Genomic DNA, 24,231 nt, shown 5'->3' on the forward strand with positions numbered 1-24,231 from the left:
GTCAGAAGCTCCAGCCGTTGCGCATGAAATCGGTCATCGCGGTGGCAAAGCCGGTCAGCATCGTGCCCGCGACCATCGCCAGCAACGACAGGCCAAGCAGCAGGTTGAGCGGCTGGGTGATGAAGAAGACCTGGATCGCGGGCGCGACGCGGGCGGCCAGGCCCAGGCCCAGGTTGAAGATCGCACCATAGAGGATGAACGGCGCGGCGAGGCTGACGCCAAGTCCGGTCGCCTCACCCAGCACGCGCACGGCGAGCATGGCGAAGTCCTGCGCGGGCGGCAGGCCGCCGACTGGGAACAACGCATAGCTGTTGACGATCGAGGCGATCCACAGATGGTGGACGCCGACGCTCATGCAGACGATCACCGCGGCCAGGCCGATCAGGCGCGCAAGCAAGGGCGATTGGCCGCCCAGAGACGGGTCCGCCACCAGCGCGGAGGCGAGGCCGATCTGCATACTGGCGATGGAACCGGCCATGGCGGCCGCGCTGAAAAGCATCCTGACGATCATGCCCATGGCGATCCCCACCAGCATTTCGGCGAAGACGACCATCGGCAGGGCTGCCTGCGACACGGCGACTGGCGCGACCTTCGGGCCCAGCAGGCCATAAAGGCCCATGGAAAAGCCCAGCGCTGGCACCAGCCGGACATGCGGAGGTACGGATTCCTCCGAAAAAGCGGGGAGCAGCATCAACACCGCCCCCACCCGCGCGAAGAGGATGAGGAAGGTCGCCGCATCGATGGGAAGCGCGTCCATGCCGCTATCCGGTGACGATGGTGTCGGCGATGCGGTCCATGAAGACCGACAGCGCCTGGCCTATCATCGGTAGGCTGAGCAGCAGGACGATCCCCAGCACCACAAGCTTGGGCACGAAGGTCAGCGTCATTTCCTGCACCTGCGTCAGCGCCTGCAACAGGCCGATGGCGACGCCAACGATCAACGCAGCGATCAGCATGGGACCGGCGATGGTCAGCACCAGCATCAGTGCGGCGCGAGCGATTTCTATGGCAGCGGTGGGCGCCATCTGGGTTCCTTCCGGCTGGGGCGGGGCTGACAGGATTAGGCGCTAGAGCAGGGTCCGATCCGATTGCCTCGACTCGGCTGCTCTAGACTTTTGTTTTGACGTGATTTCTGAGTCACCGGATGAATCCATCCGGTTAGAAATCGCTCTAGTGACCCGAATCTGACGTTCGTCACATTTCTGCGAGGCGTCGAACGAACTTCAGATTCATCAGGGTCACTAGCAAATATAAGATTCTAGTGTGGTTTATGGATGTGAAATACGCTCCGGACCTAGCCGCTTTGATGCGGCGTATTTCAAATCCACCACACTAGAGCGCGCTGCATTAAATCGGACGCAGGACGCGCGCTCTCATTATTTGTTGTCGCATCGTTTTCGCGCAAAAGCCCACCCTTCGGCAAGCTCAGGACAGGCTTTTTGCGCACGATGCTCTAGATCTGCATCCGCATGATTTCGGAATAGGCGCTCACCACACGGTCGCGGACGGCGACGACCGTATCGAGCGCGGTTTCCGCCGCTCCGATGGCGGTGACGACATCGATCATGTCGCCCTTCCCCGCCACCTGCTTCGCGCTTTCCGCCTCGGCGGTGCGCAGCGATCCGGCGGCGTCGCTGACCATGTTCTCGATCATCGATCCAAAGCTGCCGCCTGCGCTCGCGCTCTGGTCAGGCACCGCGCTTTCGCCCCCGACGGGCGCAAGGGTCTTGAGCGAACGGCCATAGGCGGCTGTCGCGTCGAATGCTCCGATAGTCATGGAAATAGTCCTTATTTCAGCAGATCGATCGTCCGCATGGTCATACCGCGCGCGGATTCGATGGCGTTGAGATTGGCTTCATAGGAACGTTGCGCCGCCTTCATGTCGGCGGTTTCGATCAGGCTGTTGACATTGGGGCGCTGGACATAGCCGCTGGCGTCGGCGGCCGGATTGCCCGGTTCGTAGACGCGCTGGAACTGGCTTTTGTCGCCCTCGATCGACTTCACCACGACGGTCGTGGCGCCGGTGGCGCGGTCGACCTCGCTCTTGAAGGTGGCGACGCGCCTTCTATAGGGATCACCGCCCGCCTTGGTTGCGACGGAATCCGAGTTCGCCAGATTTTCGGCGATCACCCGCATCCGCAGCGACTGGGCGCGAAGGCCGGAGGCCGACACGCCGATGGATGAATCCAGGTCCATTATTGATGCTCCTGACTGCGTGAGGCAGACACTTTCCTTATAGGCAATTTTTGCCGGGCACCGGATCTGATCCTATAAAATTATTCCTATAACGAGCCTGAAAGGAGACCTTCATGTCGGTCCTCGAAGGCATTCCCATTGATCTGTCGATCGTGCTCGGTTCCACCGATCTGCCCATCCGCCAGGTGTTGAAGATGAGCCGCGGGGCGATGATCCCGCTCGATTGCGATCATAATGATCCCACGCGCGTCTATGTGAACAATGAGTTGGTGGCCGAGGGCAAGATCCTGGTCGACGGCGAACATATGTCGCTGGAAATCACCCGCGTCATCCAGCGCGAGGTCTGATCCACCATGGATATGCTATCGCTGCTGCGCATGATCGGCGCGCTGGGGGTGGTGCTGGGCCTGCTGCTGGCGGCGCTCTGGATCGTGCGCCGCCATGAGATCCGCCTGCCGCAGAAATTTCTGTCCGGCTTCACCGGCCAGGGCGCAACGCGACGCATGGAACTGATCGAGCGGCTGGCGCTCGATCCGCGCCGCTCGGTCGCGCTAATCCGCAAGGATGGACAGGAACATATGCTGCTGATCGCGCCGGAAGGCCTGCTGATCCTCGACGGCCCCGTCGTGGAGAAGGCCGATGCGTAAGAGCCTGTTGATCGGCGGCGCCATCGCCGCGACCATGGCCGCCATCGCCCTGCCCGAGACGGCACTGGCAAAGGACCTGCTGCCGGGTGGTGGTGGCGACGGATCGTTGTCCGGCCGCGCCATTCAACTGGTGCTGATGCTGACGGTGCTGAGCCTCGCTCCCGGCATCCTCATGACCATCACCTCCTTCACCCGGATCGTCGTCGCGCTTTCGTTGCTACGCTCGGGCCTGGGCGTGCAGGGGGTGCCGCCCAATCCGGTGGTGATCAGCCTGGCGCTGTTTCTCTCCTTCTTCGTCATGGGGCCGACTTTCGATACGGCATGGAAGCAGGCGATGGTCCCCTATAATGAAGGCCGGATCACCGAAACGCAGGCGCTGGAACGGGCAAGCAAGCCCTTTCACGGCTTCATGCTGAAACATGTCCGCGACGAGGATGTCGGTCTCTTCGTCCAGCTTTCGGGCAAGCCCGCGCCCAATCGCGCGGAACTGCCGATGACGACGCTGATGCCCGCCTTCATGATCTCCGAACTGCGCCGCGCGTTCGAGATCGGCTTCCTTCTGCTGCTGCCCTTCCTCGTCATCGACCTTGCCGTTGCGGCGGTCCTGATGGCCATGGGCATGATGATGCTGCCCCCTGCGACCATATCGCTACCGATGAAGATCATCTTCTTCGTACTGGTGGACGGCTGGGCCTTGATCGCCGGATCCCTGGTCAAGAGTTTCGGCGCGCCCGGGTAGAAATCGTCAGAGGCTCGGCGGCATCCGGCCGGGCATCTTTCTCATGACTGCAAATTTCTCTGCGCCAGCCAGGCCCCCAGTTCCTCGAACGCCAGTGGCTCGACGAAGGCCAGGCCCGTCGCGCCATCCCGCGTCCAGCGCACCCCGCCCAATCGCTCCGGCAGTCCCGGAATGGCGAGCGTCAACAACTGGTCCTGCTCGGGTTCGAAATCCAGCTCCAGCCGTGCGCCTCCCTGCGACACGTTGATCAGCCGTCCCACGTGGCGGCGGCCATCGCCCCGCAGGTCCATGGCGCATTCCGCTGCGAAGCGCGGGGCGCGTACCAGGCCCTGTTCGGTACTGCGTGCAGCCGCCCGCGCCAGCAACGCCCCCACCTCCACCGGCTGACCGAAGGCGATGCCCATGCGTCCCGCCAATATCCAGCGCACCTGACCTGCCAGCCGGTCGCCCGCCTTCAGTTCGATCTCCACCAGATCGCCCTCAGTCAACGGCACATGGACTTCCGCCATCATGCCGCCGTTCGACAGGTTGCGGATGCGGCACAGGGATTCCCCATGATGGCTCCGCAGCTTTCCGATCAGCAACAGGGTGGTGATGCGGGTTTCCCTCGGCGCATAGAGGCGGCCGGGCATCGCATCAGGACCATTTCCAGACTGTTCAACCAAAATCACATATGCTCCTTTCCTAGACCGGCGATGCCTGGGTGACGGCTACGCCGCGCACGAGGTCAGAGCCATAGGTTTCCCGAGCGGCGTCGATCACGAGCTTGCGAAAGGCGTCTATGCTGGGGATCAGGCCGTCCCGGCCGCTGGCCAATGGGGTGCGATAGGTTCGCATATTAACCGCATTGAGCAGCAGAGGAAGCCTGGCCTTCACGTTTTCTCCTTCGCCTTTCAAGACCTCAAGCTGGACCTCGAAGGATACATATCCGGAAAGACGACCGTCCGCAAATACTAGCGGAGCCATCATCGTCCCGGTAGGAACAAATTCTGTTATATTTTCCACCCGCTGTCTACCATCAGGATAAATCATCCTGACACCATAGGCACTCGCGCCGCCGACACCTACGCCCAATGCCAGAACGAGTAATGCTCCCAACAGTTTCTTCATCCCGCCCTGTCCCCGTCAGAATTTGAAGCTGGCATCGCGCGGCAGAGCCGATGGTTCGGCCATGACGACGATGGTGATGCGGCGATTTTCCGGCAGGTCGGGACGATCGGGATAGACCGGCTCGGTCCCGGCCTTCGCCACGACCTCGCCGAAGCGGTCCGGCGTCAGCCCGGCCGCGACCATGGCGGAACGGGCGGCCAATGCACGCTGGGCCGACAGCAGCCAGTTGGCGTCACTTTGCCCCCCGCTGCTGTCGGTATGCCCCTCGATCGCGATCTGCGCCTTGGTTCCGGCGAGCTTGCGCGCGACTTTCGTCAACATGTCGCGCGCGAAATCGTTGAGTTGGGCCGTGCTGCCCCGGAACATGGAGCGTCTGGCGCTGTCCACCAGATGGATGCGCAGGCCTTCGCGGCTCTGCTCGATATCGACATTGCGCCGGGCATCGACCGGCGTGACTGCCGGTTCGATCGACAGTCGCATCTCCTCGGCCAGCACGCGCAGCGCCGCTTCCGGCACCTCTGCCGTGCCGCCCCGCGCTGCGCCCTTGACGCCCGCCTCGGCGGATGGCTCGCCTACCGGATCCTTGTCCGCCGCCTGGGCATGGCGCGCATGGCCACCCAGCCCCGGCTGCGAACCGGGAAGCGAGGTCAATGTCGTCGCCGGCGAATCCTTGGACGAAACCGGTGAGAAATAGTCCGCCAGCCCCTTGAGCTGCGCCTTGTTCGGGTTGGAGAGCAACCACAACAGCATGAAGAAGGCCATCATTGCCGTCACGAAGTCGGCATAGGCGACTTTCCAGGCGCCGCCATGATGGCCCCCATGTTTCGCCTTCTTGACCTTGCGGATGATGATGGTCGGATCGCCGCCGCCGCTCATGATGCCGTTCCCCCGTTTCAGCCCAGCGCCGTGCGCAGCCGCTGCTGCACCACCGTCAGCCGGATGCCGTCGACCGCGCTGTCCAGATCCTGCCCCGTGGCCACCCGATCGAGCAGCATCGCGCTTTCATCGACATGCTGGACGATCAGGTCGAACGCCTGAAGCTGGTCGAGATAGTTCATGACGAACCGCTCGTCGGCGACCAGCACGGCCGCCAGTTCCTCCACCAGCCTACGCGTCACGCGCATTTCCTGCGCCAACGCGGCGCACAGAGCGACTTCCCTTGTCATTTCCCCCGGCCTTGTCATCTTGTTCCCCGGTTCCTTAAAATAGCTCGACGTCGCCCGCCGCAGCCAGCACCGGCGCGGGCCGGCGCTTGCGGGGCAACGGCGGGGCTTCCTCCACGCTGGTCGAACGGACCCGCCCTTCGAAGGGCATGAATTCGACCTTGCGCGCCTGCACCCCGCCCAGTTCGCAGCGGCCGACGGCGATGCCTTCGGTCTGCATGAAATTGCGGGCGAAGGCGGCGTTGCTGCTGCCGATGCCGCCCAGCCCCGCGACGATGTTGGCGCCGCCATAGAGATGCCCGCGCAGGCGCGACCGTTGCGCGCCCCGCTGCATCATCGCATTGATCAGCAATTCCATCGCATGAACGCCATAACGCTGCATGTCCGCCGGGCCGACGGGCGCATCGGCGCCCGGTTCGCCCAGCAAGAAATGGTTCATGCCCCCCACCCGCGCGACCGGGTCCTGCAAACAGGCGGCGATGCAGGAACCGAGCAGCGTCGTGATGACGACGCCTGGTTCCGACACGACATGAAAGTCGCCCTGGACGATGGACACGCGGCGCATCAGGATCAGGCCAATTCGCCGAAGACGCGCTCGATCTTCTCCTTGAGCGCGGCGGGGGCAAAGGGCTTGACGACATAATTGTTGACGCCCAGCGCCGCCGCCTTCTGCACGACTTCCTTGTCGGCCGAGCCGGTCAGCATGATGAACACGGTCTTGCCGATCACCGGATCGGCGCGCACCGCCTCCAGAAACTGCAACCCGTCCATGTCGGGCATATTATAGTCCGAGATGATCAGGTGGACCCGGTCGGCCTTGATCGCGGCCAGCGCCTCCACCGGGCCGGCCTTGTCGCGAATATCCTTGAACCCCAGATCCTGGAGCGTGCGGCGGATCATCGCGCGCATACTCGTCTGATCGTCGACCACCATTACCTTAATTGCAGACGCTGCCGGCATGAACCCTACCCCGATTTAAAGCCGGCACAGGCCGAGGATCGCCTCGGGCATGGCCGACAAAGTCACTTCCTTTTCCACCGCGCCCAGCTCGAAGGCGGCGCGTGGCATTCCGTAAACGACGCAGCTTTCGCGGCTCTGGCCCAGCGTCCGGGCGCCCGCGTCGCGCATCGCACACAAACCCGCCGCGCCGTCGCTGCCCATGCCGGTCAGGATCACACCGACGCCACGCGATCCCAAGGGGGCGACCGACCGGAACAGCATATCCACCGAAGGGCGATGCCCCGTGACCGGATCACCGGGCAGAAGGCGGATGCGTCCGCTGCTGCCGCCGACCAGTTCCATGTGCCTGTCCCCGCCGGGCGCGATATAGACCGTGCCGCGTTGCAGGGTCATGTCATGCGCTGCCTCGACCACCCTGACGCGGCAGTCGCGGTCCATGCGGACGGCAAAGCCGCTGGTGAAGGCCGCAGGCATATGCTGGACCACCAGCACCGGCGGGCAATCGGGCGGTAACGCGCCGATCAGCGAGAACAGCGCCTCGACCCCGCCGGTGGACGCGCCGATCGCGATCACCACGTCGCGCAGCTTGCCCGACGAGGCCAGCTGGGCCAGCGGCGCGGGCGCACGCCGGACCGAGGATCGCGCGGCGGCCTTCACCATCTTGCGCAGCAGCGCGCCATTCTGCGCCATTTCCTGCGCATTGCCCGATGGTTTGGCGATGCAGTCGACTGCGCCAAGGCGCAGCGCTTCGATCGTCGCCTCCGCCCCACGCGCGGTCAGCGTGGAGCACATGATGACCGGCATCGGCCGCAGGCGCATGATCTTTTCCAGGAAGGACAGGCCGTCCATTCCCGGCATCTCGATATCCAGCGTCACCACATCGGGGTTCAGCGTCTTGATCATCTCGCGCGCGGCATGGGGTTCGGGCGCGGCGCCGATCACCTCGATCGCCGGATCGCTGCTCAGCAACTTCGTCAGCATCGCGCGCATGGACGGGCTGTCATCGACGATCAGGACGCGGGTGTTCTCGCTCATCGCGCGCCTTCCTTGCGGACATAGATGGTCTGCCCCGCCGGCTCCATCAGCGCGGCCGCCGGCCCGATCAGCCGTTCGCTATGACCGATATAGAGCGTCCCGCCGGGGGCGAGCATCTCGACGAAACGCGCCTCCAGCTCCGCCTTCGCCTTGTCGTCGAAATAGATCATGACGTTGCGGCAGAAGATCGCATCATATGCCTGGCGCATCGGCCAGGGTTCGAACAAGTTCAGCACCCGCGCCGTCACCAGCGACCGCAGCATATCGGACACGACATGGCTGTCCGTCCCCTCCCGCCGCAGCCAGTGCTGGCGATAGGCGGCCGGGATCGATTGGATCGTGCCGGTCGAATAGCGCGCATCGCTCACCGCCTGCACCACAGGGGGGGCGATGTCGGTCGCCAGCAGGCGCACATCACCCTGCTTCAGCCAGGCCGCGCCCGACACGCTTTCCCCTGCTAGAGTCATGGCGATGGAATAGACTTCCTCACCGCTGGAGCAGCCGGCCGACCAGATGCGTATCTTCTGCCCGGCGCGCGCCCGCGCTTGAAGATCGGGCAGCACATGGCCGCGCAGATGGTCGAAATGATGGCCTTCGCGGAAGAAATGGGTGTGGTTGGTGGTCAGCGCGACGACCATCGCCGCGCGTTCCTGCGCATCTTCGCGCACAAGCGCCAGATAGTCGGCGAAGCGCACCAGCCCGTTTTCGCGCAGCCGGCGGCTGAGCCGCGAATGAACAAGCGTCATCTTCGCTTCGACCAGATGGATGCGCGCGTCCTTCTGCATGATCGCGGCAATCTCGCGGAACTGGGCAGTGGTCAGTTCGCCTTGTGTGGCGAGCGGCGACCCGGCTCCGGCGCCGCCGATGGCGACGGCTTGGTTCACGCGGCCAGGTCCATGATCTGGCGGGTCAGGCTGAGCGCGTCGAGGTCGAGCAGCAGCACCATGGTTTCGGCATGGCTCGCATCCGAGGTGCGCCGTTCGATGCGGACAAGGCCCGCAATGGCGCTCTGTTCGCTCACCTCGACATCGGGCGCCGGCTGGATGTCGGCGCTGTCGATGACGACGATGTCGGCGACCTCATCGACCAGGAAGCCCGCTTGCCGCTGGCCGATGGCGACCACCAGGATACAGGAGCGGGAATGCAATATGCTGGGCGCCCAACCCAGCCGTTCGGCAAGACCCACCACCGGCACCACCGCGCCGCGCAAATTGGTGACGCCCTTCACATAGCTGGGTACGCTGGGCAGCGGCGTGGGTTCATCCCATTCGCGGATCTCGATCAGCGCGCGCATGTCGATGCCGAACATCTGCTTGCCCAGGGTGAAGGTGACGATCTTGCGTTCTTCGCCTTCGGTTTCTTGAGTCTTGCTCATGCAGCCATTCCTTTCAGGGCAGGTTTGAAGCCGGTCGCGACAACCAGCGCATCGATGTCGAGGATCAGGGCGATGGAGCCGTCGCCCAGCACGGTGGCGCCGCCGAGGCCGCGAATGGGATGGAGATTATCCTCCAGGCTCTTGATGACGACTTCCCGCCGGTTATCGATAGTGTCGACCATCAGTCCGACATGGCCGGCCGCCTCGCTTTCCACGATGATGACGAGCGATTCCTCAGGCTTGCGGCCGTCGCTGAGGCCGAACATCTCACCCACCCGCCGCACTGGCAGATAATTGCCGCGCAGTTCGATCACTTCGGACGTCGGCGATGTCGCCTGCACCTGGCCCGGCGCGGGCTGGACCGTCTCGATCACATTCGTCAGCGGCAGGACATAGCGCTGTTTACCAAGGCGCACGATCATCCCATCCAGGATCGCCAGCGTCAGCGGCAGCGCCATGGAGAAGGTGGTGCCTTCGCCCGGCACGGAATGAATTTCCAGACGCCCCCCCAACGCCTCCACATTGGATCGCACCACGTCCATGCCGACGCCACGGCCGGAAATGTTGGAGATCGTCTCCGCCGTCGAGAAGCCCGGCGCGCAGATCAGGCTGTCGATGTCCTCGTCGGACAGTTGCGCGTCGGCGGCGATAATGCCGCGCTCGATCGCCTTGGCGCGAACCCGCTCGCGGTTGATGCCGCGCCCGTCATCAGCCACCCGCACGACGATGCGCGCCCCTTTCTGTTCGGCGGACAGGCGAATCGTGCCTTCGGCGGGCTTGCCGGCGGCGATGCGCTCCTCGGGACTTTCGATGCCATGATCGACGGCGTTGCGGATCATATGGGTCAGCGGATCGCCGATCTTCTCGATCACCCCCTTGTCGACCTCGGTCATCTCACCCGTGGTTTCCAGCGACACCTGCTTGCCGGTTTCGCCCATCAGGTCGCGCAACATGCGCGGCACGCGGGAAAAGGCCTGACGGATCGGCTGGGCGCGGAGCGACATGACATTGTCCTGTATCTGCCGTGTCAAGCGCGACAGTTCGGGCAGTTCCACCCGCTCCTGATCGGCGGGCGAGAGACGATCGGACAGGATCGACCCCCGGATCACCAATTCGCCGACAAGGTTCAGCAGCTGATCCAGCTTGCCCAGATCGACGCGGATCGTCTGGCCCGGCGCTTCGACCTTGGCCTTATCAACCGGAGGCGCGACATTGTCCGCCACCAGCGTCAGAGGCGGGCGTTCCCCATCCTCGACCAGCGGCATGGCCGCAGGCGCGTCGACCACCGGGGCGATTGCCTGCCGCTCCGCCCGGCCGATCTCGATCAGCGAGTCCGGCGCGACGAAGTCGAAACAGTCGCGGATCGCCTGTTCCTCGACCGATGCGGGCAGGCCGACGGTCCAGATCAGATAGCCGTCCTCCGGGTCCAGATCGCGCAGGCCCGGCAGGCGGCTGGCATCGACGCCGGTGATCCGCCCCCCCATATCCTCCAGCTCACGGATCACCAGCATCGGCTCCGCGCCATTGGCCATGGCCGCGCGCGACGGACCGAAGCGCACGATCCAGCCCGGTGCCTCGGCCGAGGCCAGATCATCCAGATCGACCATTACCGGCTCGAAGCCGAAGGGATCGAAATCCCCGACCACCGCCGCGACCGGCGTGAAACCGAATTCATCCGCCTTCGCTACCGGCGCCGGAGCGCTTTGCTCGACCGTCCCTCCCTTGCCGGCAAGGATGGCATCGAGCTGCTCCAGCAGCGCGGTGTCGTCCGGGAAGATCGAGCCGCTTTGCGCTGCCGCAACATGATCGGACAATATGTCGAAGGCGTTGAGCATGATGCGCGTCACATCGGCGGTCGGCGGAATATGCCCTGCCCGCACCTCGTCCAGCACATTTTCAAAGCGATGTGAAAAGGCCTGCAAGGCGCCATGCCCGAAAGCGCCCGACCCGCCCTTGATCGAATGGACGGCGCGGAACACGCCGGCGATCACATCAGCTGATACATCGCCCGCCGCCATCGCGGACAGGCCTTCCTCCGCGATCGTCAGACCTTCGGCGCATTCCTCGAAAAAGATCGCCTGGATTTCGTCCAGCTCGTCGCTCATGGGCACACGCGGCGGATCGCCGCCCCCAGCTTGGTCGCGTCGAATGGTTTGGTGATCCAGCCGGTCGCCCCGGCTTCACGCGCGCGCGCCTTCTTCTCGTCGGAAAATTCGGTCGACAGCACCAGGATCGGTGTGCCGCGAAACTCCGGCACCGCCCGCACCGCCTCGATCAGTTCGAAGCCGTCCATCCTGGGCATGTTGATGTCGGTGATCAGCAGGTCGGGCTTAACCGCGTGCATCCGCTCCAGCCCATGCTGGCCGTCATCGGCGCTTTCGATCTTGAAGCCCTGCGCTGTCAGCGACGCCTTCAGCAACATCCGCATGGACGCGGAATCATCGACGGTCAGGATCAATTTGCTCACGAAAGAAGGTCCTTTTCCACGGAAAGGCCGATGGCCGGCGCCAGCCCGCAAGCGATCACCCGATCGACAAAGGCGGGGCTGGGATTGCGAATGACGAAGCTCTGGCCCTGTGCGTCAGCTTCCGCCCTGGCCGCGACCAGCAGTTGCAGCACCGCCTGGCCGACGTTTTCGACCGCGCCGGCATCGACCTCCATCACGCCGTCGAAATCGCTCGCCAGCACCAAGCGGACGCGCAGATCCTCGGCGGTCACGGTGGTTCCATGCGTCGGCAGGGTCAGTGATCGGTCCTGGGCGACCGGATCAGGCAGGCTTTGCATTGAGCTGGTCCTTCACATCGTCGAGCGCGGCTTCGAGCTGCGCGAATGAGGGGGCATAGGCGGACGGGGTCATGCGCCGCGCCAGTTCGATGGCCACCTGGGTCGGCTGCCCCTGGGCGTGGCCGATGATCGCGGTCTTGACGATCAGATAGGGCTTGAAGTCGGCATCGATGATCTGGTGCAGCTTCGACGCGATCGGACCGACCAGGCAGTAAGCGAGCAACACGCCCAGGAAGGTGCCGACCAGCGCCCCGCCGATCATCGCGCCCAGCACTTCGGTCGGCTGGTCGATGCTGCTCATCGTCTTGATGACGCCCAGCACCGCCGCGACGATGCCCAGCGCGGGCAAGCCGTCCGCCATCATCTGGATCGCATTCTGGGGCAGCAGCTCCTCGGCATGGTGCCGTTCGATATCGCCCTCCATGGCCTCGGCCATCTGATGGGGATCCTCGAAATTGACCGTCATCATGCGCAGATAGTCGCAGATGAACTCGATCAGCCCCTTGTCCTGCAACAGCTTGGGATAGCGGCTGAAAATGCTGCTTGCTTCCGGCTCATCGAGATGCTTCTCGATCGCGTTGGCGCCGTCCTTCCGGAAGGTGGACAGCAAAGTATACAACAGCGCCAGAAGATCGCGGAAATCCGCCTCGGTCCAGCGCACGCCCTTGAAAACGCGCACCGTGCCCTTCCAAGCCTTCTTCACCGTACTCATCGAATTGCCCAGGATGAAGGCGCCGACCGCCGCACCGGCGATGGCGATCATCTCATGTGGCAGGGCATGGAGAATGACGCCGATATTGCCGCCCGACATCAGAAAGCTGCCGAACACGCACAGCAGGATGACGACTAGGCCGATGGCATTGAGCATGGATCAGTCCATTTGAGATGAGTGGCCGAAGCCGATGGACTGATTATAGGAAGAATGTCGGTCCCACCGGGCGGGCACGCATCTTTTTCGAGCGGGGTTCGACCACCGGCAGGACCTGCCCGCGTCGACCGCGACCGCCCGGCCGATTTTCTTCCTATTATGGAAGGACAACATGCCGGGGGACAGTTTTCATGTCAGTCAACGCCTATCGCCGCGCGCAGGAAATCGGCGCGACGCCAAGGGGCAATGAGTATCGCCTGATGAGCCAGATCACATCGGAGATCATCGCCGCGCGCGACGCGGGGCTTTCCGGCGTTGCGCTGATGCCTGCGCTGCACCGCAACCGCAGTGCCTGGAGCCTCTTTTCCAACCTGTGTGCGTCGCCCGAAAACCAGCTTCCCGAAGATTTGCGTGCTCGCATCATCTCCATCGCGCTGTGGGTCGAGCGATACACGTCCGACGTCGTGCGCGGCCGCGAATCCGTCGATGCACTGATTCTCGTCAATCGCGCCATTATCGAGGGGCTTTCCCACGAAAATGGAAAACCCGCCTGATATGGTTGCGATGTCGTAATCATGATTCTTTAGATTTTTTTCAGGTATCTATCTCACTCCCGCCGTCATGGGGGCATTTCGAGCTGTCGGAAATATTTACAATCTGAATCAACCATTCCATGCGCCACACCATGGCATGTTACGGTGCCACGGCAGCTATTGTGAGTGGGGATACAGTTTTTGACACCGTCGCCACACAGCGTCGGCGGGACATCTTCCGTTCAAGTGGCGCCAGCCGTTCCCACCCTGATCGCTGTGGCGCTGATCATGTGCGTGGCCGTCCTGATGGGCTGGTTCACCAATAGTCTTGGAATCGCGGGCTTCGGCCGCAGCGAAATCTTCATGCAGCCCTGGACCGCGGTAGCCTGCATCGGCCTCAGCCTGTCCGTGTTCACCGGCGCGACCGGCCTCCGGCCCGCCGCACGCATCCTGGTCATTCTCCCCCTGACCATATCGCTGGCCACGCTGATCCAGGAATGGGTGGACCTTCCCCTGGCAATGGACCGGTGGCTGTTTCCCACGAACATCCTTGGCCAATCCCGCATCAATCCGGGTCGGCCCGGCCTGATGCCCGCCATTGCCATGCTCCTCCTCACCCTGGCGTCGCTGGCGGCGACTTTACGGCAAAACGGCCCCAAATGGATAATCACGCTGTTGGGCTGCCTCGCCTTGTCCATCGCCATCATATCCGGCACGCTGCTACCGCTCGGCGTCAGCTCGGTGGAAGGCGGAGCGCGACGCGCCCTGATGTCGGTGCCGACCGCATCGACGCTGATCGCGATCGCGATCGCGCTGATCGCGCAGCGGCGCCATATCGCCTGGCCGGGAAGTCCGCGTTGCGACATCAGCAGACTAACCCTGCAATGGATGCTGGCGCCCTGCATCATGCTGCCCGTCTCTTCCGCGCTCTGGCAATTATGGAGCTACAAGAATGGACAGATGACGCGGGAGATGGCCGAAATCATCCAGGCCGCGATGCAAGTCAGCATATCCTGCGCGATCGTCGCCTGGGCCTGGGTCCGAATCGGTCGCGAAAGCACGGTGCGCTGGGCTTTCAGCACCGCCATCGATTCGGCGCCCATCGCCATTACCGATATCGACGGCCGCATCATTCGCTGGTCCAAGGGTTGCGAACGCCTGTACGGCTGGACCGCGAAGGAAGCCCAGGGACGGTGCAAGCATCGGCTGACCGACGCGCTTATGCCCCACGGTCCCAAACGGCCGTTGGCGCCGCATTCCTCGCACGAAGTCGAAATCACCGAACGCCGCCGCGACGGCACGCGGCTGCGCATCATCGAATCCCGCCAGATCGTGCAACCCCGGCCGGACATCGCGCCGATGATCGTTCTGTCGATGACCGACATCACCGAACGCCAGCGCGCGGAGCAGGCCATGCTGGCGAGCGAGGCCCGGCTCGCCTTTGCCGCCGATCTGCACGAACTGGGCCTGTTCGAATGGCGGCAGTCGACTGACGAGATCGAGTTTTCACCCCATGCAAAGCGCCTCTTCGGGCTTCCGGCCAGCGGCTTTTCCGGTGGAATGGACGCGTGGCGCAGTCATATACGCGCCCAATTCGGTGTCGACATTCTGGCGGAGGAGGCCTTGCCCGCCAGCCTGCACCGCCGCGCCTTCCGCCTCTGTTCCAAAGATACGGATCACCCCCTGATCGTCGAAGGTTCGATCTTCTTTCATGAACAGCCCGGCGAACAGAGGCTGTCCATGCTGGGCATCATCATGGATGCGACGGAACGGGAACATCGTACCGAAATGCTGAAAGCGCGCGAATTCGAGTTGCGGTCCATCCTGGAAACCGTGCCCGAAGCGATGATCACCGTCGACGAAGCCGGCCGCGTTCGCTCCTTCTCCACGGCGGCCGAAAAGCTGTTCGGCTATCGGTCGGAAGAGATTACGGGACGCGACGTGCGGACGCTGCTGCCCGACTATGCCAAGCCAGCCGCCATCATCGACGACACGGCATTGCCCCCCAGGGGTTCGCCGCCACAGACGACCGCGGGACGCGACCGACAGGGCAATTCCATGCCTCTGGAACTGGTGGTCGGAGAAACCACGATCGGCAAGGAGCATATCTCAATCGCCTTTGTTCGCAGCCTGCGCGAACAGATCGCGACCCAGACACGGCTCAACGAACTGCGCGAGCAACTGCTGCACGCCGCGCGCGTCAGCACCATGGGCGAAATGGGTGCGGGCCTGGCCCATGAACTCAACCAGCCGTTGACCGCCACGGCCAATTTTCTGGGTGCGGCGCATATGCGGCTCGACATGGATGCGTCGGCGGACCAGATTCGCGAACTCATCGCCCTCGCCAATCTCGAAGTGCTGCGCGCCGGGGAGATGATCCGCCGGATGCGCGCCTTCGTCGCCAAGGGAGAATTGGACATACGCTCCTGCCCGCTCAACGAGCTGATCGCCGATGCCCTGCAACTGGCCGGGTCGGGGTCGCGTCATGCGGGTGTCAATCTCCACTATCAGCCGAGCAGGATTGACCCGAATGTGCTGGTCGACCCGATCCAGATCCAGCAGGTGCTGGTCAACGTCATCGGCAACGCCCTGGAAGCCTTCGCGACGCGCAACACGGCGAAGCCGGAAATCAGGATTTCCACCTTCCAGCGTCCAGATGGCCATGTGCTGATCCGCCTGCAGGACAATGGTCCCGGCTTTCCCTTCTCGATCATCGGACGGCCGTTCGAGGCCTTCGTGTCGACGCGACCCCATGGGCTGGGCCTGGGCCTGTCCATCTGCCGGCGCATCGTGGAGGGCCATGGCGGCGTGCTGACCCTTGCCAACGGGCCGGACGGCGGCGCCATCATCGAATTCACACTTCCGGTGTACCGCGAACCGGGCGACATGGACCTGAAGGCGGCGGAATGATGGCGCGGCAAATCTTCATCGTGGACGACGACCATTCCGTCCGCACATCGCTGGTCCACCTTCTGTCGATCCTGCCCGACCATCGGGTGCACAGTTTCGCGTCGGGCGATCTGTTCCTGGCGACCGCAGAGGGGCTGGAATCCGGTTGCCTGCTGCTCGACCTGCATATGCCGGGCACGTCGGGCATCGGCGTGCTGGAGGCGCTCGCACCCATTGCCGGCCGCTTCGAAACCATCGTGCTGACGGGCGAAGGCGACGTCGGTACCGCAGTGCAGGCGATGAAACTGGGCGCGTTCGATTTTCTGGAAAAGCCCTGCAATCATCTGCGCCTGCTGGAGACCATCGACATGGCCTTCGCGAAGCAGGCGGAATCCTTTCGGACGGTGACGCGCCGGGCGCAGGCGCTGGCGAAGATCGATACGCTGTCTCTACGGGAGCGCGATGTGCTGGTCGGTCTGATGGAGGGACATTCCAACAAAGTGATCGCCCATGACCTTGGCATCAGCCCCCGGACGATCGAAATCTATCGCGCCAAGCTGATGGAAAAACTCAATGTCCGCAGCCTGTCCGAAGCGCTGGGCATCGCTTTTGCCGCCGGACTCTATTCCGACGGCTGACCGCGGCTCAGAACTCCAGATAGAGGTCGACATAACCATAGCGCGTGTCGCCCGTCCGCGGCGCGTTGGCCGCGTCGGTCAGGAAGCGGCCCTTGGCCAGATAGGCAAGCCCCGTGTCGACGCGCAACAGGTCGGGGATCAGCCAGCGGCGCAGACGCGCCTCGAACTGGTGGCCGGCAAAGCGTCCGGCATGGCCGGTTGCATCCTTGACGTTGGTTGCCGAGAAGCTGTCGGTTCCGGATTCCAGCCACAATGCGCGATACATCGCCATCACGTCGGAGGATTTTCCCGGCTTCGCTTCGAACCGCATCCCGCCCGATATCATGTTGTAGCGATGGACCGGACCATAGAGCGCCGTCGGACCAAAGTCGAACCGGCGCGCGCCGTAGAGCGTGTCGAAGCGGTTGTAGGTCCGGCCGTCAGCCTTGTCGCCGGTCGCGAGGTCGAAATCGATCGAAAGGCGCGGTTGCCATTCCTTCGGCCATGTCCGGCCGAGTTCGGCATGGACCAGCCAGGCCGATACATCCAGATCGGCAAGATCATTGACCCTAGTGCTCGCGCGGGTCTTGCCGAACTGATAAGCCGCTTCCAGATCATAATCGATCTGCCCCGCCTTCGGCTTGCGCCAGGCGCGAAGGCCGGGCGTCCACAGTCGGCGGTTGCGGGTCAGGCGGTCCGCTCGATCCTGTTCCCTCAGCCCATAGCCATAGACCTCCAGCACTCCGCCCAGCACATCGCCCTTGGTCAGGTTGCCGCCGAAAAATTGCAGCGCACTGCTTTCCTGATCCCATTCGACCTGATTGTCGAAAATCCCGTCATGATCCTCCGGCAGGCGGACCTGCGGCATCGTCCAGAACAGGGTCAGCCGGTCGCCGCGCTTCCCGGTCACGACCAGATTGGCGCCGGTAAAGGCATTGGTCGTGTTGCGAAACGTCTGGCGCGCGACCAGCCGGCGTGAGCCGACGTCCATGGTGAAGCGCCCAGCGGTCAGCGCCGCCTTCGCCTTGTCGCTCAACGCGACATCGAAGCCGACATAGGCCTGGATCAGTTCCAGCGCATTGACTTCGTTGGTACCGGCTGAGCTGTTCTGCTTCTCGCCATAGCCGCGCGCATCCCACAGCTCGCCACCGACACGGATCGGACCGCCATCATAATCCACCAGCAGCGTCGTCTTGAGCGACCAGAGGAAATCGCTTTCCGCCATATTGGGACGAAATTGCCCGTCGATACCCTCGATCCGCGACCGGACCATGCCCCTGATCGTCAGTTCGTCCGGTGCGCCCAGCGCGTCATGCAACGCCGCGCCGGCGATCGCGGGAGCGGCCTGTCCGACACAAAAGGCAAGAACGGTCAGGCAAGCGGCGGCGAAGCGGCGGACGCGCAGGGATGGCGTGCGTCGGCCATCGCGGCGCGCCGCCCGGAACAGGTCGGGCATGGGGAGGAAACTCCAGGGATGATGATCCCTTATAGAAGGCCGGTTCGAAGGCGGATACTTGCGCCGGAAGAAATTTTCGGACCGGAGGTCGAATTATCCTATAAACTTGATCAATGGATCGTGGGCTGGGCTGGAACAGCGTCGCGATGATCGGTCATGATCGCGAACCGGGGGTCGTGCGACGCCAGTTCGGCCATCGTCTTTGCCGCCCGCTTGGCGATCTGGCGCACCCGTTCCTTGTTGACGCCCGTGTCGCCTTCCAGCGCATCCAGCGTGGTGATGTCGAACAGCCGCCGCTCGACCACTTCGCGATTATGGGTCAGGCGCTGTTCCAGCTCTTCCAGCTCGGCCGGATCGATGGCGAAATTGTCCGCGCGCCAGACCGACTGGCGCTGTTCCCCGGCCGCCGGCACGGCGCGCTTGGGGCGGGCCTGGCGACGCATCCGTTCGAGTGCGACATTGCGCAGATGTTCGATATATCCGTCGAGCAACGTGATCGTCGCCGCTTCCGCCAGATAGGTCGATGCGCCGGCTTCGGTGCGGAACAGGGCTTCCTCGTCCTCGATCAGGGCGATGGCGGAAATATCCTCGCCGTCCTCGCCGGTGCTGATCGCCTCGATCGACACCGTCGTCGCCTCCACCTTGCGCGCCGAAGGGCGCTGGTCGGTCATCAGACGGAAGCGCAGGCTTTGCAGTTCTCCCCTGATCTGCCAGTTGACGAAGGTCGTGAACTGCGCCTTTTCAGGGTCGTAGGCCTCGATCGCGCGATGCACCGCGATGGAGCAGACCTGTTCGGCATCCTCCCAATGGCCGACCAATCCATATTGGCGAATGAAATGGCGGATGCGCGGTGCGATGAGCGTCAGAATGCGGGCAAACGCCTTATCGACGGCAGCACGCTGCCGGGCGGCCTGCTTCTGCCCGTCGGCAGGCAGGTTGGCCTTCACCGTGGCAACGGCCGCTTCCAGTGCAATGGTGGTCTTCGACATGTTCGGTCCTTCGATCACGGCATCGCGACTCTCGCGTGCCCCCTTTCGACAGCGCCCATTTTCGTCGTCATCGGTTAACGATTCACTAATCCCATATTTTATTTTTCATATATCCTATAATAATTGCCGCACGGAAAGGACTGCGACAGATCAGACGTCGAACCGCTCTGGACGGATGTTCCGGCCGATATAGTCCAGCAACCAGGCGCGATGCGCGGTCGCGGCATTACCGCTGACGGCAATCCGGCGTCCGGCGCTGGCCGCCCCGACCTGCGCATTGAGCAGGGTGCGAGCACGATCCGCATCGATTCCTCCTTTAAGAAATCGGATCGCGTCCCCGCGCCCCAGATGGTGACCGAGATAGGCTGCCTGAGCGACGGCCTGCGCGCCCTCCCCGATCGAGACGCCCGCGCGGCCCAAAGCGTCCAGATTCGCCTTCGCATAATCGGCCGTCGCCTGGATCGCTGCCTCTGGATCATAGCGCAGCGCCAGCAAGGCGGCGCGATCCTCTCCTTTCACCTTGCCATGGCCGTCGAGCCAGCCCTGCTGCCGGGCGACGCCGTTGAGCCAGGTGCCGTCGCGTTCGGCCTCGCCCCGCCAGGTTCCGCTAAGAAATTGGCCCAACCCCGCCGCACTGGAGCGCGGATTGCGCGAATAGGGTAGCCAGCGCCCGTCCGATCCCTTTGCCGCCTCGGCATGAACGATGGTGGCGAGCGCCGCCACCGGCAGGCCGGTGCGCTGCGCCGCCGCGCTCAATGTCCCCGCATAGCCGGCATTGGGGCCATAGCCGCGCGACACGGCGGACGGCGTCTGATTCCGCTGCCCCTGCCCATCCCGGAAGGTCTGGACCTCCTGCTCCTTTTCGGCAGAGGTTAGCGCGGGTTGAGATGCGGGTTGGGGCGTGGCCCCTTTGCGCTCGTCCAGCAACGACAGCAGCGAATCCAGGCTCATCGGCAACTTCGTCTCGCCGCTTATCCCCTTCGCGCCGTCATCGTCGCCGCCCAGCGCGGCCCGCCACAGCCGGTTCGCCAGTTCGCTGCGCGCCTGGGTGTAGATGACCTCGACCTTCTCCGAGGCGGTAAGGCCCGGCGCGCCCGTCGCTGCGATCATCGTCCGCCCCGCATGGCCCGCCGCGCCTTCAGAAAGGCTACCGCCGCACTGTCGTCCGCCCTCGCCTGCTCGGCATTGGCGCTGCGTCGGTCGGCGTCCTCCCGGAAGCCTTCCGCCGCCACCTCGATCGCCCGGAAGGCGCCATAGGCCGCCGCCGCCTTCCCCCGCATCTGGTCGAGCCGCGCATTCTGCACGGCGCCATCGCGCGTCAGGCGCTGCTGCTCGGCGCGGATACGTTCCATATAGGCGTGCGACGACATGCCGAGATCGCCAGCGGCCACGTCGGCCTCGCGCCGGATGCTTGCCTGTGCCTCTTCCCGCGCGGTTTCGATCTGGTTCAGCAGGTTGACCTGCACATTGATTGCCACGCCCATGGCGTCGATTTCCCGACGCTGCACGCGCATCGCGGTGTCATAGGGTGTCTTCATCATTCGTCTCCAGAAGGGCCGCGAGCGCCGCGAAACTGTCCCGCGCGAAGCCGCGCTCCTGCTTGCCCTGCCTCAGCAGAGCCTCGATCTGCGGCGCGACCGCGACGGCGCGGTCGACCTCCACGCTGGACCCGGCGCGATAGGCGCCCAGCCGCACCATCTCCTCCATGTCGCGGAAGGTCGACAGTTCCCGCCGGGCCGCCAGCCGCACCGCATTATCCTCTTCGGACAGGCAATGCGGCAGCGTGCGCGACACCGATTTCAGGACGTCGATGGCGGGATAACGGCCGCGCTCGGCGATCTGGCGGGTGATGACGACATGGCCGTCCAGAATGCCGCGTACGGCGTCCGCCACCGGCTCATTATGATCGTCGCCGTCGACCAGCACGGTGAAGAGGCCGGTGACGCTGCCCTGCCCCGGCAGGCCCGGCCCGGCACGTTCCAACATGCGCGGCAACTCGGCAAAAACCGTGGGCGTATAGCCCTTGGTCGCGGGCGGTTCGCCGCTGGCCAGGCCGATCTCGCGCTGGGCCATGGCAAAGCGCGTCACCGAGTCCATCAGGCAGAGGACATTCAGGCCCTGATCGCGGAAATATTCGGCGATGGTCAGCGTGGTCCAGGCCGCCTGCCGCCGCATCAGCGCCGGTTCATCGGAAGTCGCGACCACGACGACGCTGCGAGCGAGGCCTTCCGCGCCGAGATCGTCCTGCACGAATTCCTGCACCTCGCGCCCGCGCTCGCCGATCAGGCCGATGACGGCCACGTCGCAGTCGGTCCAGCGCGCCAGCATGGAAAGCAGCACCGACTTGCCCACGCCCGACCCGGCGAACAGCCCCAACCGCTGTCCCCGACAGAGCGGGGCGAACAGGTCGAGCGCGCGCACGCCGGTGCCCAACCGCTCGCCGACCCGCGCCCGCGCCGAAGCCGGCGGTGGCGAAGCCTTGATCGGACGCATGTCCGCGCCCGGCGGCAGCGCACCCTTGCCGTCGACCGGACGCCCCAGCCCATCGACCATGCGGCCAAGCCAGCCGGCGCTGGGGCGCAGGCCGAACTGGCTGGCGGCGAGGTCGGCGCGCGTGCCGGACGCGATGCCCTGCGGTTCGCTGAAGGGCATACAGTGGGCGATACCATGGTCCAGGCCAGTGACTTCCGCCTCTACGCGGCCCGCTTGCGTATCCAGCGTCACGCGCGATCCGATCTGCGCCGCGCCGGCCAGTCCTTCCACCTCGATCAGCGCGCCACGCACCGCGACGACATGACCGTAGCGGCGATCGGGGCTGAGCAGGCGCAGCCCCGCGGCCGCCGCCGCCAATGTGGTCATCGGACGTTCTCCTCCCTGAAATTGACGTCTGCATCTTTCTCTCCGTCACTCGCGCGAAGGCGGGGATGACGGAGAGAGATGAGTCAGGCGGCTTCGGCGGCCCGGCTCAACACATCGGCCTCATAACCGATCAGCCAGCGGCAATCGGCCAGCGCAGGATAGAATTGGCCGGTCGCGACCTTCTGCGCGAAGCGGATGCAGACCGCCTTGGCCTCCGGCGCTTCCAGCGCGGCCATCAGTCCTTCCAGCCGCGCCAGCAGGGCGTCCTCATGCTTTTGCAGGTCGCCTTGATCGATATAGGCCATCATGCAGGCGAAATAGAGCTGGCGCGCCGGCGTGTCGGCCTCCTCCGGCTTCATCACCTCGCGCCCGCGCAGGATGGTGGCGCCGTTTTCCACCATCAGGTCGGTGCGCCCGACCGACCGCAGCACCGCTCCGTTCACGATCAGCGGCTCTCCATTGCGAAGCGAAATGCGAAGCGTCATCCGATTATCCCTAATAACGCCCCTAAGAGCGGTCTTGTCCAGATTATAGGATGATCCGCCCGGCAGCTTTTGCCGGGTGCGGTATTTTTTTGACGACCTCTCCATGGGGCGCCCGCAATCCCTCCTACAATGAAGCCGTAACCGGGTCGGGCATGTCGCGCACGCCGCCCACGCATGGGAGAATGATATGAGCCTCTATTCCGCCCTTTACGCCGGCGTCTCCGGTCTTGGGGCACAGGCGGGCGCCATGGCGACCGTCGCGGACAATATCACCAATGTAAACACTGTCGGCTACAAGGGCGTGTCGGCCCAGTTCCAGACGCTCGTAGCCGGCGGCCAGGCGAGCAACGGCTATTCCGCCGGTGGCGTTTCAGCCACGCCCAAGGCGCTGATTTCCAAGCAGGGCCTGATCCAGGCATCAAGCAGCCTGACCGACATCGGCGTCGACGGCTCGGGCTTCTTCGTCGTGCGTTCGGGCACCGATGCGGGCGACGCCGTGTCCTTCACCCGCGCCGGCTCCTTCGTCCCCGATGCGCAGGGCTATCTGCGCAATGCCGCGGGCTATTATCTCCAGGGCTGGCCGCTCGACGCCGACGGCAACTATGTCGATAACGGCAATCTCAACACCTTGCAGCCTATCCGTCCGAGCGCCCTTACGGGTTCGGCCCAGCCGACCACGAAGATCGCACTGCGCGCCAACCTCCAGTCGACGGCCGAACCGATCACCGGCGCCTATGTGCGCGGTTCGATGGCGTCGGGTTCGCTGTCGCCGCAATTCTCCCGCTCGGTGGAGGTCTATGACTCGCAGGGCACGCCACATCAACTGGCCTTCAACTTCGTCAAGACCGCCGCCAATGAATGGGTCGCAGAAATCTCCGGCGATCCGGCCGACATCACCAGCGTCGGAGGCGCCGCAATCACCGACGGCGTGCTGGCGAGCGGCACCGTCAAGTTCAATGCCGACGGCAGTCTGGACCTCGCCGGTTCCGATCCGGCGCTGTTCAACGACCTTGACATCGGCTGGGCCAATCAGGCCGGCTCCAGCCCGATCCGTCTCAGCCTCGGCAGCGACGATGGCCTCGATGGCCTGACCCAGTTCGGCAGCGAATCCGCCCTTCTCTCCTCGACCATCGACGGCGGCATGTTGGGCACGGTCGCGTCGGTCGAGATTTCGGACCAGGGCATTGTCAGCGCCATTTTCGAGGACGGCACGTCGCGCGCCATCTATCAACTGCCGATCGCCACCTTCCAGAATCCCGACGGCCTGACCCGCATCAGCGGCAACGCCTACATCATGTCGTCGGAATCCGGCAATGTCGCGATCAACAGGCCCGGCGCACTGGGCGCGGGCACGATCGCAGCGGGGGCGCTGGAAGCGTCCAACGTCGATCTCGCACAGGAATTTTCCAACATGATCCTGTTTCAGCGCGCCTACAGCGCATCGTCGAAGATCATCACCACGGTCGACGAGATGTTGCAGGAAGTCAGCAATCTCAAGCGCTGACCTGATTGGTGCCCGCCCTCTT

30 protein-coding genes are annotated in these 24,231 nt (G+C 64.1%); 7 read left to right on the top strand and 23 right to left on the bottom strand.

Annotated elements, in window-relative coordinates:
• Position 1 precedes the first annotated feature (1 nt).
• The 4 genes from fliR to flgC all read right to left on the bottom strand — a co-directional run bounded on the left by fliR (position 2) and on the right by flgC (position 2,196).
• Positions 2–757: a flagellar biosynthetic protein FliR gene (gene fliR / locus AC58EF_RS21005; protein WP_497278355.1), complete on the bottom strand. Its 756-nt coding sequence runs from the start codon at positions 755–757 to the stop codon at positions 2–4.
• Positions 758–761: 4 nt separating this feature from the next.
• Complete coding sequence (locus tag AC58EF_RS21010) at positions 762–1,025, bottom strand: flagellar biosynthetic protein FliQ (protein ID WP_497278356.1); 264 nt, start codon at positions 1,023–1,025, stop codon at positions 762–764.
• Positions 1,026–1,453: 428 nt separating this feature from the next.
• On the bottom strand, positions 1,454–1,777 hold the full coding sequence (fliE, locus tag AC58EF_RS21015) for a flagellar hook-basal body complex protein FliE (RefSeq protein WP_497278357.1): 324 nt from the start codon (positions 1,775–1,777) through the stop codon (positions 1,454–1,456).
• An 11-nt stretch (positions 1,778–1,788) separates the two neighbouring features.
• Positions 1,789–2,196 carry a flagellar basal body rod protein FlgC gene (gene flgC / locus AC58EF_RS21020; protein ID WP_497278358.1) on the bottom strand — a complete coding sequence of 136 codons (408 nt, stop codon included), beginning with the start codon at positions 2,194–2,196 and terminating at the stop codon, positions 1,789–1,791.
• A 113-nt stretch (positions 2,197–2,309) separates the two neighbouring features.
• Between flgC and AC58EF_RS21025 the strand changes: the two genes are divergently transcribed.
• The 3 genes from AC58EF_RS21025 to fliP are packed head-to-tail and all read left to right on the top strand — an operon-like array spanning position 2,310 to position 3,582.
• On the top strand, positions 2,310–2,543 hold the full coding sequence (locus AC58EF_RS21025; protein ID WP_497278359.1) for a FliM/FliN family flagellar motor switch protein: 234 nt from the start codon (positions 2,310–2,312) through the stop codon (positions 2,541–2,543).
• 6 nt (positions 2,544–2,549) lie between these two features.
• Positions 2,550–2,843, top strand: coding sequence for a flagellar biosynthetic protein FliO (locus AC58EF_RS21030; RefSeq protein WP_497278360.1), 294 nt, complete (start codon positions 2,550–2,552; stop codon positions 2,841–2,843).
• Complete coding sequence (fliP, locus tag AC58EF_RS21035; protein WP_497278361.1) at positions 2,836–3,582, top strand: flagellar type III secretion system pore protein FliP; 747 nt, start codon at positions 2,836–2,838, stop codon at positions 3,580–3,582. The genes AC58EF_RS21030 and fliP overlap by 8 nt, the downstream gene beginning before the upstream one ends.
• Positions 3,583–3,623: 41 nt before the next feature.
• On the opposite strand, the gene AC58EF_RS21040 is transcribed toward fliP, so the two are convergent.
• The 13 genes from AC58EF_RS21040 to motA all read right to left on the bottom strand — a co-directional run bounded on the left by AC58EF_RS21040 (position 3,624) and on the right by motA (position 12,877).
• Positions 3,624–4,253: a PilZ domain-containing protein gene (locus tag AC58EF_RS21040; protein ID WP_497278362.1), complete on the bottom strand. Its 630-nt coding sequence runs from the start codon at positions 4,251–4,253 to the stop codon at positions 3,624–3,626.
• 13 nt (positions 4,254–4,266) lie between these two features.
• The gene (locus tag AC58EF_RS21045; protein WP_497278363.1) at positions 4,267–4,692 is read right to left on the bottom strand and encodes a hypothetical protein; all 426 of its coding nucleotides are present in this window, start codon (positions 4,690–4,692) and stop codon (positions 4,267–4,269) included.
• A gap of 15 nt (positions 4,693–4,707) precedes the next feature.
• Positions 4,708–5,568 carry a flagellar motor protein MotB gene (locus AC58EF_RS21050; protein ID WP_497278364.1) on the bottom strand — a complete coding sequence of 287 codons (861 nt, stop codon included), beginning with the start codon at positions 5,566–5,568 and terminating at the stop codon, positions 4,708–4,710.
• 17 nt (positions 5,569–5,585) lie between these two features.
• Complete coding sequence (locus tag AC58EF_RS21055) at positions 5,586–5,810, bottom strand: hypothetical protein (protein ID WP_497278365.1); 225 nt, start codon at positions 5,808–5,810, stop codon at positions 5,586–5,588.
• Positions 5,811–5,892: 82 nt separating this feature from the next.
• A complete protein-coding gene (locus AC58EF_RS21060; RefSeq protein ID WP_497278367.1) occupies positions 5,893–6,420 on the bottom strand; it encodes a chemotaxis protein CheD in 528 nt (175 codons plus the stop codon).
• Positions 6,421–6,425: 5 nt separating this feature from the next.
• A complete protein-coding gene (locus tag AC58EF_RS21065; protein ID WP_179045935.1) occupies positions 6,426–6,815 on the bottom strand; it encodes a response regulator in 390 nt (129 codons plus the stop codon).
• Positions 6,816–6,830: 15 nt separating this feature from the next.
• The gene (locus AC58EF_RS21070) at positions 6,831–7,850 is read right to left on the bottom strand and encodes a protein-glutamate methylesterase/protein-glutamine glutaminase (RefSeq protein ID WP_497278368.1); all 1,020 of its coding nucleotides are present in this window, start codon (positions 7,848–7,850) and stop codon (positions 6,831–6,833) included.
• Positions 7,847–8,734 (bottom strand): CheR family methyltransferase, encoded by an 888-nt coding sequence (locus AC58EF_RS21075; RefSeq protein ID WP_497278369.1) that lies wholly within the window; start codon positions 8,732–8,734, stop codon positions 7,847–7,849. Before AC58EF_RS21075 ends, AC58EF_RS21070 begins: the two co-directional genes overlap by 4 nt.
• On the bottom strand, positions 8,731–9,225 hold the full coding sequence (locus tag AC58EF_RS21080) for a chemotaxis protein CheW (protein ID WP_497278371.1): 495 nt from the start codon (positions 9,223–9,225) through the stop codon (positions 8,731–8,733). The genes AC58EF_RS21075 and AC58EF_RS21080 overlap by 4 nt, the downstream gene beginning before the upstream one ends.
• Complete coding sequence (locus AC58EF_RS21085) at positions 9,222–11,330, bottom strand: chemotaxis protein CheA (RefSeq protein WP_497278372.1); 2,109 nt, start codon at positions 11,328–11,330, stop codon at positions 9,222–9,224. The genes AC58EF_RS21080 and AC58EF_RS21085 overlap by 4 nt, the downstream gene beginning before the upstream one ends.
• On the bottom strand, positions 11,327–11,692 hold the full coding sequence (locus AC58EF_RS21090; protein WP_497278373.1) for a response regulator: 366 nt from the start codon (positions 11,690–11,692) through the stop codon (positions 11,327–11,329). Before AC58EF_RS21090 ends, AC58EF_RS21085 begins: the two co-directional genes overlap by 4 nt.
• Positions 11,689–12,009, bottom strand: coding sequence for an STAS domain-containing protein (locus AC58EF_RS21095; protein ID WP_497278374.1), 321 nt, complete (start codon positions 12,007–12,009; stop codon positions 11,689–11,691). Before AC58EF_RS21095 ends, AC58EF_RS21090 begins: the two co-directional genes overlap by 4 nt.
• Positions 11,993–12,877 (bottom strand): flagellar motor stator protein MotA, encoded by an 885-nt coding sequence (motA, locus tag AC58EF_RS21100; protein WP_497278376.1) that lies wholly within the window; start codon positions 12,875–12,877, stop codon positions 11,993–11,995. The genes AC58EF_RS21095 and motA overlap by 17 nt, the downstream gene beginning before the upstream one ends.
• 191 nt (positions 12,878–13,068) lie before the next feature.
• Here motA and flaF point away from each other — a divergent pair, with 191 nt between their 5' ends.
• The 3 genes from flaF (at position 13,069) to AC58EF_RS21115 (ending at position 16,937) form a co-directional block, all read left to right on the top strand.
• Positions 13,069–13,431, top strand: coding sequence for a flagellar biosynthesis regulator FlaF (gene flaF, locus AC58EF_RS21105; RefSeq protein WP_497278377.1), 363 nt, complete (start codon positions 13,069–13,071; stop codon positions 13,429–13,431).
• Between the two features lie 225 nt (positions 13,432–13,656).
• Positions 13,657–16,320, top strand: coding sequence for a sensor histidine kinase (locus AC58EF_RS21110; RefSeq protein WP_497278378.1), 2,664 nt, complete (start codon positions 13,657–13,659; stop codon positions 16,318–16,320).
• Positions 16,320–16,937 carry a response regulator transcription factor gene (locus tag AC58EF_RS21115; RefSeq protein ID WP_497278379.1) on the top strand — a complete coding sequence of 206 codons (618 nt, stop codon included), beginning with the start codon at positions 16,320–16,322 and terminating at the stop codon, positions 16,935–16,937. Before AC58EF_RS21110 ends, AC58EF_RS21115 begins: the two co-directional genes overlap by 1 nt.
• A 7-nt stretch (positions 16,938–16,944) precedes the next feature.
• On the opposite strand, the gene AC58EF_RS21120 is transcribed toward AC58EF_RS21115, so the two are convergent.
• From AC58EF_RS21120 to AC58EF_RS21145, 6 genes are all read right to left on the bottom strand, one after another.
• The gene (locus tag AC58EF_RS21120; protein WP_497278380.1) at positions 16,945–18,372 is read right to left on the bottom strand and encodes an alginate export family protein; all 1,428 of its coding nucleotides are present in this window, start codon (positions 18,370–18,372) and stop codon (positions 16,945–16,947) included.
• A gap of 110 nt (positions 18,373–18,482) precedes the next feature.
• Positions 18,483–19,361: a sigma factor gene (locus AC58EF_RS21125; RefSeq protein WP_497278381.1), complete on the bottom strand. Its 879-nt coding sequence runs from the start codon at positions 19,359–19,361 to the stop codon at positions 18,483–18,485.
• A 150-nt stretch (positions 19,362–19,511) separates the two neighbouring features.
• Entirely contained in the window at positions 19,512–20,471 is a 960-nt protein-coding gene (locus AC58EF_RS21130; RefSeq protein WP_497278382.1) for a peptidoglycan-binding protein, read from the bottom strand.
• Positions 20,468–20,899 (bottom strand): hypothetical protein, encoded by a 432-nt coding sequence (locus AC58EF_RS21135; RefSeq protein ID WP_497278383.1) that lies wholly within the window; start codon positions 20,897–20,899, stop codon positions 20,468–20,470. Before AC58EF_RS21135 ends, AC58EF_RS21130 begins: the two co-directional genes overlap by 4 nt.
• Positions 20,883–22,220: a flagellar protein export ATPase FliI gene (fliI, locus tag AC58EF_RS21140; protein ID WP_497278384.1), complete on the bottom strand. Its 1,338-nt coding sequence runs from the start codon at positions 22,218–22,220 to the stop codon at positions 20,883–20,885. The genes AC58EF_RS21135 and fliI overlap by 17 nt, the downstream gene beginning before the upstream one ends.
• An 83-nt stretch (positions 22,221–22,303) precedes the next feature.
• Positions 22,304–22,705: a flagellar biosynthesis repressor FlbT gene (locus tag AC58EF_RS21145; RefSeq protein ID WP_497278385.1), complete on the bottom strand. Its 402-nt coding sequence runs from the start codon at positions 22,703–22,705 to the stop codon at positions 22,304–22,306.
• 187 nt (positions 22,706–22,892) lie between these two features.
• Here AC58EF_RS21145 and flgE point away from each other — a divergent pair, with 187 nt between their 5' ends.
• Positions 22,893–24,209: a flagellar hook protein FlgE gene (flgE, locus tag AC58EF_RS21150; protein ID WP_497278386.1), complete on the top strand. Its 1,317-nt coding sequence runs from the start codon at positions 22,893–22,895 to the stop codon at positions 24,207–24,209.
• The last annotated feature ends 22 nt before the right edge of the window (positions 24,210–24,231 follow it).

The sequence above is a fragment of the Sphingobium sp. WR1 genome, from assembly GCF_059693745.1.